Origin of the sequence: Stenotrophomonas sp. NPDC077659 (assembly GCF_050268705.1) — a bacterium.
GTDB lineage: Bacteria > Pseudomonadota > Gammaproteobacteria > Xanthomonadales > Xanthomonadaceae > Stenotrophomonas.
Genome location: NZ_JBNNHG010000018.1, coordinates 1 through 15839, shown reverse-complemented (window position 1 = coordinate 15839; position 15839 = coordinate 1). Strand labels below are relative to the sequence as shown.

12 protein-coding genes are annotated in these 15839 nt (G+C 67.5%); 4 read left to right on the top strand and 8 right to left on the bottom strand.

Annotation, left to right across the window (positions count from 1 at the left end):
- Positions 1–114: 114 nt before the first annotated feature.
- From ACQKDV_RS04630 to msrB, 4 genes are all read right to left on the bottom strand, one after another.
- Entirely contained in the window at positions 115–1557 is a 1443-nt protein-coding gene (locus ACQKDV_RS04630; RefSeq protein WP_427782615.1) for a PLP-dependent aminotransferase family protein, read from the bottom strand.
- A gap of 206 nt (positions 1558–1763) precedes the next feature.
- Positions 1764–2501: a peptide-methionine (S)-S-oxide reductase MsrA gene (msrA, locus tag ACQKDV_RS04625; protein WP_427782614.1), complete on the bottom strand. Its 738-nt coding sequence runs from the start codon at positions 2499–2501 to the stop codon at positions 1764–1766.
- Positions 2502–2516: 15 nt separating this feature from the next.
- Complete coding sequence (locus ACQKDV_RS04620) at positions 2517–4286, bottom strand: cytochrome c biogenesis protein DipZ (protein WP_427782613.1); 1770 nt, start codon at positions 4284–4286, stop codon at positions 2517–2519.
- A 2-nt stretch (positions 4287–4288) separates the two neighbouring features.
- Positions 4289–4864 carry a peptide-methionine (R)-S-oxide reductase MsrB gene (msrB, locus tag ACQKDV_RS04615; protein WP_427782611.1) on the bottom strand — a complete coding sequence of 192 codons (576 nt, stop codon included), beginning with the start codon at positions 4862–4864 and terminating at the stop codon, positions 4289–4291.
- A gap of 143 nt (positions 4865–5007) precedes the next feature.
- Between msrB and ACQKDV_RS04610 the strand changes: the two genes are divergently transcribed.
- Positions 5008–5727, top strand: coding sequence for a response regulator transcription factor (locus ACQKDV_RS04610; RefSeq protein WP_427782610.1), 720 nt, complete (start codon positions 5008–5010; stop codon positions 5725–5727).
- Positions 5724–7214: a sensor histidine kinase gene (locus ACQKDV_RS04605; protein WP_427782609.1), complete on the top strand. Its 1491-nt coding sequence runs from the start codon at positions 5724–5726 to the stop codon at positions 7212–7214. Before ACQKDV_RS04610 ends, ACQKDV_RS04605 begins: the two co-directional genes overlap by 4 nt.
- A gap of 142 nt (positions 7215–7356) precedes the next feature.
- Here ACQKDV_RS04605 and ACQKDV_RS04600 read toward each other — a convergent pair whose 3' ends face one another.
- The gene (locus ACQKDV_RS04600; protein ID WP_427782608.1) at positions 7357–7710 is read right to left on the bottom strand and encodes a phasin family protein; all 354 of its coding nucleotides are present in this window, start codon (positions 7708–7710) and stop codon (positions 7357–7359) included.
- 115 nt (positions 7711–7825) lie between these two features.
- Positions 7826–8188, bottom strand: coding sequence for a 6-carboxytetrahydropterin synthase QueD (queD, locus tag ACQKDV_RS04595; protein WP_427782607.1), 363 nt, complete (start codon positions 8186–8188; stop codon positions 7826–7828).
- A gap of 191 nt (positions 8189–8379) precedes the next feature.
- Between queD and ACQKDV_RS04590 the strand changes: the two genes are divergently transcribed.
- Both ACQKDV_RS04590 and ACQKDV_RS04585 read left to right on the top strand, forming a co-directional pair.
- Positions 8380–11019, top strand: coding sequence for a TonB-dependent receptor (locus ACQKDV_RS04590; RefSeq protein ID WP_427782605.1), 2640 nt, complete (start codon positions 8380–8382; stop codon positions 11017–11019).
- A gap of 71 nt (positions 11020–11090) precedes the next feature.
- The gene (locus tag ACQKDV_RS04585) at positions 11091–13685 is read left to right on the top strand and encodes a M14 family zinc carboxypeptidase (RefSeq protein ID WP_427782604.1); all 2595 of its coding nucleotides are present in this window, start codon (positions 11091–11093) and stop codon (positions 13683–13685) included.
- A gap of 284 nt (positions 13686–13969) precedes the next feature.
- On the opposite strand, the gene ACQKDV_RS04580 is transcribed toward ACQKDV_RS04585, so the two are convergent.
- The gene (locus ACQKDV_RS04580; protein WP_427782603.1) at positions 13970–15391 is read right to left on the bottom strand and encodes a DEAD/DEAH box helicase; all 1422 of its coding nucleotides are present in this window, start codon (positions 15389–15391) and stop codon (positions 13970–13972) included.
- Positions 15392–15629: 238 nt separating this feature from the next.
- Positions 15630–15839, bottom strand: a 210-nt coding sequence (locus ACQKDV_RS04575; RefSeq protein WP_427782602.1) for a hypothetical protein, incomplete at its 5' end; no start/stop codon positions are given.

Below are 15839 nucleotides of genomic sequence, written 5' to 3'. Positions count from 1 at the left end.
CGGAGAGGCGGTAGAGTCGACTGCCAGTCGACTATCGCGCGCAGCGCGGGGTTTTCGAGTGGTGAATCAGGAGCAGTCGACCAACGGTCGACTCTACCCCGGCGTGATCGTTCATCAACCTGCGGCCAATTCCCGCGCGATCGCGCCCAGCCGTTCCACCGCGCTGATGAAACGTGCATCCAGTGCCTGGCAGCACGACAGCCGCAGGCAATGCCGGTAGCGTGCGCCGCGCGAATACACCTGGCCGGGCATGAACACGATGTCCTCCGCCAGCGCCCGCTCGAACAATTCGCGGGTATCCACGCCAGGCAGCTCCAGCCACAGCAGGAAGCCGCCCTGCGGCTCGGTGGCACGGGTGCCGGCCGGAAAGTGCTCGGCCACCAGCTGGCGCAGACGTCCGACCTGTTCGCGGTACAGCCGCCGCATGCGGTGCAGGTAATGCTCGTAGCTGCCCGCTTCCAGATAGGCAGCGACGGCATCCCCGAGCAGCTGCGGCTCTCCACCGGTGGACTGGAATTTCAGCAGGGCGATGCGCTGGGCGAATCGGCCTCCGTCGAGCCAGCCGATGCGATAGTCCGGCGCCAGGGTCTTGGAAAAACCACCGACTACCATCACCCAGCCATCGCGATCAAACGCCTTCAGCAGCGGGGCGGGCGGTTCGCAGAACTGCAGCTCGGCATACACCGCATCCTCGATCAGCGGCAGCTGGCGTGCGTTGACCAGCTCGGCGAGGCGCTGCTTGGCGGCTGTCGGCATGGTGCAGCCCAACGGGTTGTGCACGGTGGGCATCACCACCAGCGCGGCCAGCGGTGTGTGTTCCAGCAGCGCTTCCAGTGCATCCACATCCAGCCCGTGCTGCGGGTGGGTCGGCAGTTCGATGGCCTGCAGGCCGAGGTTGACCAGCAAGGGGTAGAGGTTGAAGTAGGACGGCGCCTCGATGCCCACTGCGGCACCGGGTTCGGTCACCGCGCGCAGGGCCAGCTGCAGGGCTTCCATCGCGCCGTGGGTCAGCAGCAGGTGATCAGCGTGGGTGTGCAGGCCCAGCCGCGGGCCGCGCCGCACGATCTGCGCCAGCAGGCGCGGCGAGCCGTTCGGGCGCGCATAGGTTTCCAACGTCTGCTGGCCGTGGCGCAGCACCTGCGCCGTGTGCCGGGCCAGCTGCGCGCCGGGATAGAACTGCCGCCCCCGCGGCCCGGCGAAGGCCAGGTCGATCACCCCGGGGCGACGCTGTGCGTCCAGCACGCGCGCCATCAGCGCCTGCTGCAACGGCGCGGTGGGCGCCGAAGGCGCATCGCGCAGCGAGCGCTGTGGTACTGACAGGCGCGGTGCCACCTCGAAGCCTGCTTTCGGCCGGGGCACCACCAGCCCGGCATCTTCCAGCTGCCGATAGGCGGCGATGACGGTGTTCAGGCTGAGCTGGCGCTGGGCGGCCATCTGCCGCAGCGAGGGCAGTCGGCTGCCCACGGGCAGGCGCCCGCCCTGAATCGCCTCGGCCAGTTCATCGGACAGGCGCTGGTAGCGGGGCGAGGCCGGGGAGAGAGGTGAATCTGTATCCATCGCAATGGCCCGCGTCTGCAGCTGTACCCATGATGCCGCCGAGCCTAGCATGGTCCTGCCGGTGGGGCCTGATCGGGGCCTGGCCGGTACATTGCAAACGCACGGCCGCAGGGCCGTGCGTCTTTTTTCTTTTGTAGAGTCGAGCCATGCTCGACTACAGGTGCAGCAGCGCAGCCGAGCGTGGGCTCGGCTCTACACAAGCGCGGTCAGCGCATCGGCACCAGTGACGCCTGGCGCCGGTACAGCGCGGGGAACTGCTTGCCCAGCGCGGCCAGCTTCGGTGCGTCGTAGTAGCGGATGTACGCCGCCTGCGGGTAGTTGGCCATGTAGTTCTGGTGGTAGCTCTCGGCCGGGTAGAAGTGCTGGCCGCTGGCCACCTGGGTCACGATCGGGCTGCGGTAGCTGCCGGCCTTGCCCAGCTGGCTGATGTAGGCGCGGCTGGCGGCCAGTTGCCGGGCGTCATCGCTGAAGATGGCCGAGCGGTACTGGCTGCCATGGTCGGGGCCCTGGTAGTTGAGCTGGGTGGGGTCGTGCACTACCGAGAAGAACACCTGCAGCAGCTGCCCGTAGCTGACCTGGCGCGGATCGTAGTCGACCTTCACTGCCTCGGCATGGCCGGTGCGGCCGCTGCTCACCCGTTCATAGCGTGCATCGGCCGCACTGCCACCGGCATAGCCGGCCACGGCGTTGCTCACGCCTTTCACATGCTGGAACACGCCCTGCACACCCCAGAAGCAGCCACCGGCAAACACCACGCTGGCCTGGGGGGCGCCATCACCGAAGGCGGCATCGCCGGTGGGTGCCGGCAGGGCCTGTACCTGCGCGCTGGCGGCAGCCGGCGCAGCCAGCGCGCCACGATCCACCAGCAGCACACCGGCCACCAGTGCCGTAGCGACCAGCCCGGCAACACCCACTGCAATACCCTGTTCGAAGGAGAATTTCATCGTTCCCTCCTGCTCTCAACCAAAGGTGAAGGCATAGGCCTGCACGCCCGCATCGAGGAACTCGATCTCGAAACGGTGCGGGCCGACCGTGCCGCGCTGGCGCACGAGCTGGTACAGACGGTTCTCGTTGACCACGCCGCTGCCATCGGCACCGACATCGCTGCCGGCATCGGCGGCAGGCAGCGGTTTGCCATCCAGCCACACGCGGAAGCGCACCGGCCTGCCGTCCTGCATTGGTGCCAGCACCAGGTGCAGGTCGCGGGCGTGGAACTGGAAGGCAATGCGGCCGCCGGCCTGCTGCAGTTGGGCGGCTTCATCGTTAATGGTCCACTGGCCGGACAGTCCCCACTGGTTCAGTGCAAGGCTGGACGGCAGCGCGTAGTCGAAGGCCGCATCCGTGCGCTGCCCGCCGGGTGAGGCGAAGTGCTCGGCGCGGGCATGGCCCAGGTAGGTTTCCGGCGAACGCAGGTTGCCCATGTCTGCCTGCGTGGCCACACCCTGCAGGTTGGCCGCAGCCGGGTCGGCCGGTGGCGGCAGATCGGTCTGCCCGGCCTCAGTCAGCAGGCGGCGGATCACCTGTTCCGAATGGGCGTAGTTGCCTTCACCGAACTGATGGGCGCGGATGTTGCCCTGTGCATCGATGAAGTACTGCGCCGGCCAGTACTGGTTGTTGAACGCGCGCCAGATCGAATACTGGTTGTCCAGCGCCACCGGGTAGTCCACCTTCAGCTGCTGCACCGCCTTCATCACGTTGCGCGGGTCACGTTCGAAGGCGAACTCGGGCGTGTGCACGCCCACCACCACCAGGCCGTGGTCGCGGTAGCGGCGTTCCCACTCGTGCACGAAGGGCATCGCGCGCAGGCAGTTGATGCAGGAATAGGTCCAGAAGTCGACCAGCACCACCTTGCCGCGCAGCTGTCCGGCGTTCAGTGGCGGACTATTGAGCCAACCGGTGGCGCCATCCAGCGCGGGCAGAGTGCCTTCCACCGGCAGCGGCGCGTCGGCGCCGGCGTTGGCACCGGCCATCATCATCATCGGCGCCGCCGCCGGTTGCGCGCCGGGCACAGCATCAAGCAGGCCCTGTTCGATGCGCGCGGTGCTCACCGCCGACAGGCGGGTCAGCAGGCCGGTGTCCCAGCCCAGGCCGATGGCCACCACCGCCAGCAGGGCGGCCACGCCCAGTGCCTTGCGCAGCACATCGCCCAGGCCCAGCCGCGCCTGCAGAGCGTTGAACACGCGGCCACCGATCCACACCGCCAGCGCCAGTGCGGTGGCTGCGCCCAGCGCGTAGGCCAGCAACAGCGCAGTGGTGCCGACGCTGGCGCCATGCAGAGCGGCACCGGTCAGCACCAGGCCCAGGATCGGCCCGGCACACGGTGCCCACAGCAGGCCGGTGGCGATGCCGATCAGCAGCGAGGTCCACGCACCGCCACGGCCGGCATCATCGGCGGCATCAGCACGCGCACTCAGGCGCGCGCCCACGCGCTGGAACGGCGCCAGCAGATGGTCGGCCAGGCGCGGCCAGAGCAGCGCCAGGGCGAACACCGCCATCAGCACCAGGGCCAGCCATCGGCCGATCTGGTTGGCCTGCGCCACCCACTGGCTGCCCACGGCGGCCAGGCTGGCCACCGCAGCGAAGGTCAGCGCCATGCCCAGCAGCAGGGGCAGGGTACTGCGCACGAACGACCGGTTGGCGCGCGCGAATACGAAGGGCAGCACCGGCAGGATGCAGGGACTGAGCAGGGTCAGTACGCCGCCCAGATAGGCCAGCAGCAACAGCAGCATCATCAGGCTCCAGAAACAGGGGAAGAACCGAGCGGCACGCGCCAGCCGCCCTCGCTGTCCTGCGGCGCCGTGCCGGGCTGGAACAGCAGCGCGACACCGTTCATGCAGTAGCGCAGGCCGGTCGGGCGCGGGCCATCGTTGAAGACGTGGCCGAGGTGGCCGCCACAACGGCTGCAGTGCGCTTCCACCCGCAGCATGCCGAAGGTGGTATCGCGGTCTTCGCCGACGGCGCCGTGCAGCGGTGCCCAGAAACTGGGCCAGCCGGTGCCGCTTTCGAACTTGGTGGACGAGGAGAACAGCGGTTGCTGGCAGCCGGCGCAGGTGAACGTGCCCTGTCGATGTTCACGGTCCAGCGGGCTGCTGCCGGCGCGCTCGGTCGCCTGCTGGCGCAGCACCGCGTACTGCGCCGGGGTCAGCAGCCGGCGCCACTCGGCATCGGCGCGCATCAGCGGGAACTGTCGCGCCGGGCGCGCTTCAGCGGCGGCGGTGGCGGCACGGCTGCACGCGCCCAGGCCGAGCACGCCAGCGGCGGTGGCAAGACCGCCCAGGCCCAGCAGGTGGCGACGGGTAAGGGACATGGCGGACTCCGGGAAGGGCGACGGGGCCATGCTGCACCTGCCCGGGTCAACGAATCCTCACGCAGGATTCAATTTTCCGTGAGGTATCGGTTGCTGTCCCGCGCCACAATGCAGGCAGCTTCTCCCACTGGCCCGAGCTGCCGATGTCCGCCAAACGTGTCCTGATCGTTGAAGACGATGCCCACATCGCCGACCTGCTGCGCATGCACCTGGCCGACGAGGGTTATGACGTCGCCCACGCCGCCAGCGGCGATGCCGGGCTGCGCCTGCTGGAACAGGACGGCCCGTGGGATGCGCTGGTGCTGGACGTGATGCTGCCCGGCGTGGATGGCCTGCAGATCTGCCAGCGTGCACGGGCGATGGCGCGCTACGTGCCGATCATCATCATCAGCGCACGCGGCAGTGAAACCCAGCGCATTGTCGGCCTGGAACTGGGCGCGGACGACTACCTGGCCAAACCCTTCTCGATGCCCGAGCTGGTGGCGCGTGTGCGCGCACTGCTGCGCCGTGCCGAAGCGATGGCACAGAACGCACGCATCGATGCAGGTGCCGTCGAGGTCGGTGGCCTGCAGCTGGACCCGGTGGCGCGCACCGCCTCGGTCGAAGGCAGGTCGCTGGAACTGACCCCGCGTGAGTTCGATCTGCTGCTGTTCTTTGCCCGCCACCGCGACCAGGTGTTCGCGCGGATGGAACTGCTGAACCAGGTCTGGGGCTATCAGCACGATGGCTACGAGCACACCGTCAACACCCACATCAACCGCCTGCGCAGCAAGATCGAAGCCGACCCGGCCACCCCGCGCCGGCTGCTGACGGTGTGGGGGCGCGGCTACAAGCTGGTCGACCCGGCCGGGGCGTCGGCATGATCACGCCGAATCTGTGGCAGAAGCTGGCGGCGGTGATCGCCGCGCTGATGCTGATGTGCTGCATGGCCCTGCTGGCGCTGCAGATGCGCGCCAGCGCCCGTCATGAACAGGAAGTGGTGCAGCGCCTGTCGCTGGGCCTGGCCGAACATATCGCCCAGCGCAGCGAGCTGATGGATACCAGCGGCATGCGCGATACCGCCGTGCGCGCGTTGTTTGGCCAGTTGATGGCGGTCAATCCCAGCGTGGAGGTGTACCTGCTCGACGATCAGGGGCGCATCCTTGGCCACGACGCGCCCAGCGGCCACCTGCTGCGCGACCGTGTCGATCTGGCACCGCTGCGCCGCCTGCTGGCCGGTGCACCGCTGCCGATCCTGGGAGATGACCCGCGCAGCAGCGCTGGCCGCAAGGTGTTCAGCGTCGCCCCGCTGGTGGTGCAGGGACGCCAGGCCGGGTACGTCTACGTGGTGCTGGTGGGCGAACACCGGCAGATGCTGGCTGACGATCTGGCGGCCAGCAACCAGTGGAACACCACATGGTGGTCGGTGCTGCTGGTAGGCAGCCTGGGCCTGCTGGCCGGGCTGGTGGCGTTCTACTGGGTCACCCGGCCGCTGCGCCGGCTGACCCGGCGCATCCAGGCGTTCGACATCGATGCGCCCACGCCGTTGCCCGCGCCCGTACCGCTGCGCAGCGGCGAGCGCGATGAACTGAAGATCCTCGAGCATGCCCATGCGCAGATGGCGCAACGGCTGGGCGAACAGTGGCAGCAGCTGCGCCAGCAGGATCTGCAGCGCCGTGAGCTGGTGGCCAACATCTCCCACGACCTGCGCACGCCGCTGTCATCGCTGCATGGCTACCTGGAAACGATGGCGCTGAAGGAGGCCACGCTGTCACCGGAGGAACGCCGCCGTTACCTCGGCATCGCCCTGGCGCAGAGTGCCAAGGTCGGCCGCCTGGCCCGCGCACTGTTCGAGCTGGCGCGTCTAGAGCACGGCGAAGTGCGGCTGGAGTGGGAGGTGTTCGCGCTGCCGGAGCTGCTGCAGGATGTGCTGCAGAAGTTCGAACTGGCCGCGCAGGCACGTGGACAGTACCTGCATGCCGATTTCCCGCCCGGGCTGCCGCTGGTACGTGCCGACCTCGGGCTGGTCGAACGGGTGCTGACCAACCTGCTCGACAACGCACTGCGCCATGCGCCCGACGGCGGCCAGGTGCGGGTGCAGCTGCGCGCCATCGAAGGCAGTGTGGAAGTGAGGGTGGCCGATGATGGCCCCGGCGTGGCCCCGGCACTGCGCGCACAGCTGTTCCAGGCGCCGGCGGCGCTGGGGGCGCGGCGCGGTGACAATGGCGGCCTGGGCCTGTTGATCGTGCAGCGCATCGTGCAGCTGCATGGGCGCGGCATCGAACTGCGGCCGAGCGGGACGGGGGCCCTGTTTGTGTTCGCCCTGCCGCGCGCCGACGCGCCCGCCGGGCATGGCCCGGCGCTACCGTAACGTTGGCCACCCAGTAGATCCACGCCATGCGTGGATGCTGTTCACGCAGATCGCAGGCAAAAAAAGACCCGGCAGAGGGAGGGATCTGCCGGGTCCGGATTGCATGGGGGGAGGGACCCATGCAATGAGCGTGGGCGTGACGTCAGTGGCTGTTGCCGGTGGCGTCCGCCGAAGTTTGTGTCTGGCCCTGCACCAGCTCGGACCAGGCGCGACCGGCCTGCAGGCCCAGATCGACCACGTCCTGCTGGGCCTGGCCCAGCCGCTGCAGGTTGTCCTGCCATAGCTGCGCGCCCTTGGGCAGCAACCCGGCCGGATCCTCGCTGCGGGCCAGTTCGCCCAGCCAGCCGCCGGTCGCGGTCAGATTGCGTTCCATCGCCTTCAACTGTACGCCGAACATGCTCTCGGCATTTTCCAGCGCCAGACGGTTTGCACGCGTTGCCGCAGCCGCCAGCTGGCGGGTGACATCACTGAAACGATCGGTGAAGGCGTTGGCCATGGCGGCATCGAAAGCGGTTGATGCAATGCAGCATACGCCGATCATGCGGCAATGCAACAAAAAACAGGAACGCGCTCACCGCGCCTTCATAAACCCTTATTGATCAATGGCTTGGTCAGGCGCCCGGGCCGCGGTAGCGGCACCCGGAGGTGCAGGTTTCGTGCACAGTGATCTCGCTCAGCGCGGGTAACACCGGCTTCAGCTCGTTCCAGATCCACACGGCCAGGTTCTCGCTGGTCGGGTTTTCCAGGCCGGGGATGTCATTGAGGTAATGGTGGTCCAAGCGGTCGTAGATCGGCTGGAAGGCGGCTTTGACATCGCCGAAATCCATGATCCAGCCGGTCTGCGCGCCCGGTTCGCCCTCTACCTTCAGTTCCAGCCGGAAAGAGTGGCCGTGCAGGCGCGCGCACTTGTGCCCCGGTGGCACGTTGGGCAGGCGGTGGGCCGCCTCGAGCATGAAGATTTTGAAGATTTCCATGTCGCGATTGTACGCCGGCACCACCCGCGCGATCGTTCCGGTTGTTTGCTTTTCGTGAATCAATTCTTTTCATCCGGATGAAGAGATGATAGTTTCCCTTATATCCGTATGAAGAGATGTTATTGGTCGCGCCAGACCTGGCATGGATAACTGCGGAACTTCCGTCGCCCACTACCACCCCCTACATCGTCATGCCCCAGCACACCCTGCTCGTGGCGGCCCTGGCCGTCGCTCTGGCCGCGCCTTTGTCCGCCGCCGCCGAATCCACCGCCGATACCAGTAGTGACGCCAGCACCCTGGCCGCCGTGCGCGTCACTGGTTCCAACATCAAGCGCACCGACACCGAGGCCTCCAACCCGGTGCAGGTGATCGGCCGCCAGCAGCTGGAACAGACCGGCAAGGCCACTGTCGCCGACGTGCTGCGCTCGATCTCGGCCAACACCGGCAACGCCAACAACGAAACCACCAACAACGGCTGGGCGTCCGGCTCAGCGGGCATTGGTCTGCGCGGCCTTTCGCAGAAGAACACGCTGGTGCTGCTCAATGGCCGCCGCCTGGCCAACTACGGCTTCCCGGCCGGCGGCCTGTCCGACACCTTCGTCGACCTCAACGCGCTGCCACTGGTGGCGGTGGAGCGCATCGAAGTGCTCAAGGACGGCGCCTCGGCGGTGTACGGCTCCGACGCCGTGGCCGGCGTGGTCAACATCATCACCCGGCAGAACTTCGAAGGTGCCGAGATCGGCGGCAGCTTCGGCGGCGCCGACCAGGGCGGCCTGCACGAGCAGAACCTGAAGTTCGTCGGCGGCCTGGGTGATCTCGACACCGACGGCTACAACATCCTCTTCAGCCTGCAGGGCTACAACCGCGAGCGCCTGGACCAGGACGAGCGCAACCTGACCAGGAGCGGCATCTATACCGACAAGCCGGGCGGCCGCTGGAACGGCTGGTCGGCCAAGGGCGCGCGCTACCTCATCAATGGTGTCTCGGTGCCCATGCTCGATGCCGACGGCAACTGCCCCACCGGCACCACCCGCGTGGCCAGCGCGCCCATCGACGGCCTGGCCGGTGATACCTGCGGCTACAACCAGGCGCCGTACACCACGCTGATTCCCTCGACCAAGCGCTACCAGGCCTATGCCAACGGCACGTTCCGCCTCGGTGAAAACGTCGAGGCGTTCGGCGAAGTGCTGTACAGCCAGATCAAGAGCGCCGCTTGGTTCGGCAGCAGCCCGTTCTTCACCCTGGAAAGCGGCCGCTTCGCCCTGAATGCTGAAACCGGCCTGGCAGAGCCGGTGTCGTCCAACCTGCCGGCCAGCAGCCCGTACAACCCGTATGGCCGCGCGGTGCCGATCGAATACACGTTCTTTGACCTCGGCGGCACCATCAAGACCAACCGCTCCACCGCCTATCGTGGCGTGGTCGGACTGCGCGGCAGCACCGCCGCCTGGGATTGGGAAGTGGCCGCGTTCGGCGCACGCAGCAGCGAGCGCGAAACGGTATCGGGTGGTTTCGCCAACCGCTGGGCGCTGGCCGACGCGCTGGCCAGCGGCAGCTACAACCTGCTCAACCCGTCGGCCACGCCGCAGTCGGTCATCGATGCCATCAACATCTCCACCCTGCGCCCGGCCGAGTCGGTGCTGCAGGGCGTGGACGCGAAACTCTCCGGCACTCTGGGCCACACCTGGGCCGGTGACATCGGCTTCGCCGCCGGTGCCGAATGGCGCCGCGAGAAGCTCGATTCCAACAACCCCTGGCAGATCGACGCCGGCCTGCAGGTGCGCCCGGCCATCGCGGAAGTCCATGGCGAGCGCAAGGTCAGCGCCGCCTACGCCGAAGTGAACGTGCCGCTGGCCTCGACGCTGGAACTGTCGGCTGCCGCGCGTGCCGACCATTACGACGATTTCGGTGATGCGTTCTCGCCCAAGCTCGGCCTGCGCTGGCAGCCGCTGGACTTCCTGCTGGTGCGCGCTTCGGCGTCGAAGGGCTTCCGTGCGCCATCGCTGTCGGAGAATTCCAACAGCACCAGCATCGCCTACGGCAGCGTGGTCGATCCGCGTGATCCGGACGTGCCCGGTTCGCGGCAGAACCCGACCTTCTTCACCGTCGGCAACAGCGACCTCAAGCCCGAGCGCACCAAAAGCGTGAACTTCGGCGTGGTGCTCTCGCCCTGGGCCAATACCAACCTGAGCGTGGATTACTACCGCATCCAGCTGGACAACCTGGTCGGCACCAACAACACCCAGACCCTGGTCAACGACAACGTGGCCGGCGCGGTGCAGCGCGATGAGCGCGGCAAGCTGCTGGCCGTGTTCAACCGCTACCAGAACCTGAGCGAGCTGAAGACCTCCGGCATCGATGTCGAACTGCGCCAGCGCATTCCGACCGCCGCGCTCGGCGACTTCACCCTGTCTTCGGCCTACACCCACGTGCGTGACTACCGTCGCCCCACCGTGGTCGGCGGGCCGCTGGTGGACTACGCCGGCAGCAACCTCGGCGCCACCCTGCCGAAGAACAAGGCGACCACCACGCTGGACTGGACCTTCCGCGATTTCACCGCCGCAGTCACCTGGTACTACACCAGCGGCTACGACCAGAAGGCCAGCACCGCCGCTGCCGCCGTGCAGGACCGCGTCGATGCGTACAACCAGTTCGATCTGTACCTGGCCTATGCCGGTATCGACAAGCTGACCGTGTACGCCAAGGTGCAGAACCTGGCTGACAGGACGCCGCCGTACGACGCCTCGTTCCCGGGTATCCGCGCGCCGTACGACTTCAGCCAGTACGACCTGCGTGGCCGCTACTTCACCCTCGGCTTCGATTACCGCTTCTGACGCCATCGCCGCGGCCGGCCACCGTGCGTGGCTGGCCGCGTTGCCGCTGTCCTGCTTCCTGGGGAGTTACCGTGTCCTTCCACCGCCGTGCCGTTCTTCCGCTGCTGCTTGCCGCCGCCACCGTCCTGTCCTTGCCGCTGCCGGCACAGGCCCAGAGTGCGTACTTCTTCCCGCAGGCCACCGACGCTGCCGCGTTCGATGCCGCCATTCCCAGCCCCGAGCAGTTCCTCGGCTACCCGATCGGCAGCCGCTACACCCGCCATGACCAGCTGGTGGCCTATTTCCAGGAACTGGCGAAGCACTCGGACAGGATCCGCGTGCAGGAGATCGGCCGCAGCTACGAAGGCCGTCCGCTGCTGATCGCCACCGTCACCGCTGCCGACAACCAGGCGCGCCTCGACCGGATCCGCCAGCAGCACGCCACCCTGGTCGACCCGGCGCAGCCGCGCAGCGCCGCTGGCGACAGCCCGGTGGTGGTGTGGCTGGGCTACAGCGTGCATGGCAATGAAACCTCCAGCGGTGAAGCGGCGATGCTGACCGCCTACTACCTGGTGGCCAACCGCAGTGCCGAAACCCAGCAGTGGCTGCGGCAGTCGGTGGTGCTGTTCGACCCGGCGCAGAACCCCGACGGCCGCGACCGCGCCGCAAACTGGCACAACGCGTGGGCCTCGGATCCGGCCTCGTCCGATCCGGCCGACAAGGAACACGTTGAACCGTTCCCGCAGGGCCGCACCAACCACTACTTCACCGATCTCAACCGCGACTGGCTGGCGCTGACCCAGCAGGATTCGCGGCCCAAGGTCGACGTGTTCCACCAGTGGTATCCGAACGTGCAGATCGATTTCCACGAAATGGGCAAGGACAGCACGTACTACTTCGAGCCCTCGCCGAAGAGCATGCACAGCCCGCTGATTCCCCCCGCGTCCTACGCGTTCAACAAGACACTGGCCAAGTACCATGCACAGTCGCTGGATGCACTGGGCTCGCTCTATTACACGGGTGAGAACTTCGACAACTTCTCACCGGTGTACGGCTCGACCTATCCGGACTTCCACGGTGCGGTGGGCGTCACCGTCGAACAGGCCAGTTCGCGTGGCCACGTGCAGGAATCGGTGAATGGCCTGTTGACCTTCCCGTTCACCATCCGCAACCAGGTCGCCACCGGCCTGGGCACGGTGCGCGGTGCGGTGACCGAGCGCAGTGGCCTGTTCGACCTGCAGAAGGACTTCTTCCAGAGCGCGCTGAAGCAGGCTGCACAGCAGCCGGTGAAGAGCTTCGTGTTCGGCGATGCGCACGACCCGGCACTGACCCGGCGCCTGCTGGAACTGCTGTTGCTGCATCGCATCGAGGTGCATGCACTGGACCGCGCGGTCACCGTTGACGGCCAGCGCTTTGACGCGGGCAGCGCCTACGTCGTGCCGGTGCAGCAGGCGCAGTTCCGCTTGGTCCATTCCATTTTCGCCGAGACCCCGCCCATCAAGGGCGATGTGTTCTACGGCAGCACCAGCTATGCGATCGCACCGGCCTATGGCGTTGCCTTCGCGGGCAGCCGCAGCCGCATCGATGGTGGTACCCGGGTGACGGCGCTGCCGACGGTGCAGGGCGCGGTGAATGGCGGTCAGGCCGGTTTTGCCTACGCCATCGACTGGCGCGACTACAACGCCGGCCGCGCGCTGGCCGCGTTGCAGTTCAAGGGGCTTGCTGCGCGTGCCGCGTTCAAGCCGTTCAGCAGCAGCACCGGGCAGGGCCACGTCGACTTCGCCGCAGGCAGCCTGATCATCCCGGTGGCCGGACAGCCGCTGCAGGGCGCGGCCCTGCTCGAGGCAGTGACCGCCGCCGCACGCGAGGCGGGCGTGCAGGTGCATGCCCTGTCCAGCGGCCGCAGCAGTGATGGCATCGACCTCGGCAGCGATGGCGTCAAGGCACTGCGCAAGCCTGCCGTGGCCCTGGTGATGGGCGAGGGCGTGGCCGCCACCGAGATTGGTTCGGCGTGGTTCCTGCTCGACCAGCAGCTGCATCTTCCGGCGAGCAAGCTGGACCCGCAGCAGCTGGGCAGGATCCCGCTGGACCGCTACACCACCATCGTGCTGTCCGGTGGCACCTACACCGGTATCGACGCCGCCGCCGTGGCCGCGCTGAAGCGCTGGGTGCAGGCAGGGGGTTCGCTGGTGACCTATGGCAGCGCGTCGAAGTGGGCGGTGGAACAGAAGCTGGCCGAAGGTGAGTCGCTGGGCAAGGAAGAGGATGCGGCCGACGCAGATCGTCGTGCCTTCGGCGACCAGCGTGACATCGCTGCGATCGAGCGGGTCAGCGGCAACATCCTCAGCGCGGACGTTGATACGACCCACCCGTTGGCTTTCGGCGTGCCGCGCCGGCAGCTGGCGGTCAACAAGGAAAACTCCGTCACCCTGCAGCCGAGTGCGAATCCGTTCTCGACGGTGGTTCGTATCGACGCGACGCCACGGGTGAACGGGTACCTGTCCGAGCGCAACCGCGCACGGGTCGCAGGCAGTGCATGGCTGCTGGTATCGCCGCAGGGGCAGGGCAACGTGGTGCTGTTTGCTGATGATCCGGCGCATCGCAAGTACTGGCATGGCACGGATCGCCTGCTGATCAACGCGATCTTCTTCGGGAATCTGGTGAATCCGGCCAAGGCGCGAGGGTGAGGGGCCACTCGCCGGAACGACGGATGCGGTAGTGCAGGCCGTTGCCGGCAACAGCCAAGGGTAGTGCCGGCCGCTGGCCGGCAGCCTGTGGACGTACGCGCAAGCTGGTGTCCGGTGGGGATCGGTCCGCTTTCACCGCCGCCCCCGCTCCCCAACGCCCACGCAGAACCAACCGCAAGCTCCAACACCATCCGGGCAGCCAGCACAAAAAAAGGACGGCGCCTCAGCGCCGTCCCTCGATAGCCCCCCCGCGCAGCGGGAAGCGCTACAACCGTCAGTTGCAATCAGCCGGCGCGACCGCCGCCGTTGCCGCCCTGGCCACGGCCACGGCCGCCACCATTGCCGCCACCGCCACGACGTTGCCCCTGACCCGCGCCCGCACCGGCACGCTGCTGGCCATTGCCACCGCCCTCGCGACGGCCGCCACCGGCCTTCTTCGGGCCCGCGTGCGCGTGGCGCGGCGCATCACCGTGCGGACGGCGCGCGTGGCTCTTGCGCGGTGCGCGTTCGCCGGTGTCGTGCTCGGCCTTGCCCGGTGCACTGTTGCCCCAGCGGATCGGCGTCTGCAGCTCGAAGCCCGGCACATCGCGGATGTCCATGTCGCGGCCCAGCAGGCGCACGATCGCACGCAGCAGCTTCACTTCATCCTGCGCCACCAGCGAAATCGCCTGGCCGGTCGAACCGTTGCGGCCGGTACGGCCGATGCGGTGCACGTAATCCTCGGCCACCATCGGCAGATCGAAGTTGATCACCTTCGGCAACTCGTTGATGTCGATGCCGCGTGCGGCGATGTCGGTGGCCACCAGCACGGTCACGCGGCCGGCCTTGAAGTCACCCAGTGCACGCAGGCGCTGGCCCTGGCTCTTGTTGCCATGGATTGCCGCGGTCTTGATGCCGGACTTTTCCAGGAACGTGGCCAGCTTGTCGCTGCCATGCTTGGTACGCGCGAAGACCAGGGTCTGCTCACGGCTGTCCTGCGCCAGCAGGTGCAGCAGCAGATCGCGCTTGCGGCCGGCATCGACCGGGTGCACGCGGTGGGTGATGGTCTCGGCCACGGTGTTCTTCGGCGTCACCTGGATCTGTTCCGGGTTGCGCATGAACTCCAGCGCCAGCTGGCGGATGTTGTCCTCGAAGGTGGCCGAGAACAGCAGCGTCTGCCGGTTCTGCTTCGGCAGCTTGGCCAGGATGCGCTTGATCGACGGCAGGAAGCCCATATCGAGCATGCGGTCGGCTTCGTCCAGGATCAGCACTTCGATGCCGGACAGGTCGACGCTGCGGCGCTCCAGGTGATCGATCAGGCGGCCCGGGCAGGCCACCAGCAGGTCCACGCCACGGCGCAGGATGTCCAGCTGGTTGCCCATGCCGACGCCGCCGTAGATGCAGGCGCTGGGAATGCGCAGGTACTTGCTGTAACCGCGCAGGCTGTCATGCACCTGGGTGGCCAGTTCGCGGGTCGGGGCCAGGATCAGCGCACGCGGCTTGCGCGGGCCGGCACGCACTTCCTGCGAGGCGGTGCCCAGGTGCTGCAGCAGCGGCAGGCCGAAGGCGGCGGTCTTGCCGGTACCGGTCTGTGCACCGGCCAGCAGGTCGCGACCGGCCAGCGCCAGCGGGATCGCCTGCTGCTGGATCGGGGTCGGGTGTTCGTAGCCCTGCTCGGCGAGCGCGCGCAGCAGGAAAGGCGCAAGGCCCAGGGATTCAAACGACATTGAGAATGCTCCAAGTACAAGAAACGCCTGTCCGAGCGGACAGACGGGGGCAGATCAAACTGATCGGCTGACTCGGAGCGTTCCCGTGAACCGCGCTGCGAGAATTGGGTGCAGCCGGCACGGAGCGCAGGCTGGAATGCGTGACGAACGGCGTCGGAGTGGGGGCGGGCGAAGAGGGCGGACCCAGGTCGCCGGCGATCCCGGAGGGAAACGGACGGCCGCTGCAGACCGCGCAAGTCTAAACGATCTTGAAGACTTCACGCAAAAAGCCCTGTTCAGGTAGGGGGGCCTGCAGGGCTTGCAGCCCTGCACCCGCTGCAATCAACGGCAACGGCAACGGCAACGGCAACGTCAAAAGCTGGCTTCCTGAGGGATTGCGGGGTGGGTCCGGTGGCAGGGGACGCTGCAAGTACGTCCATGTAAGCTCGGTCGCCGCATCCATGCGGCT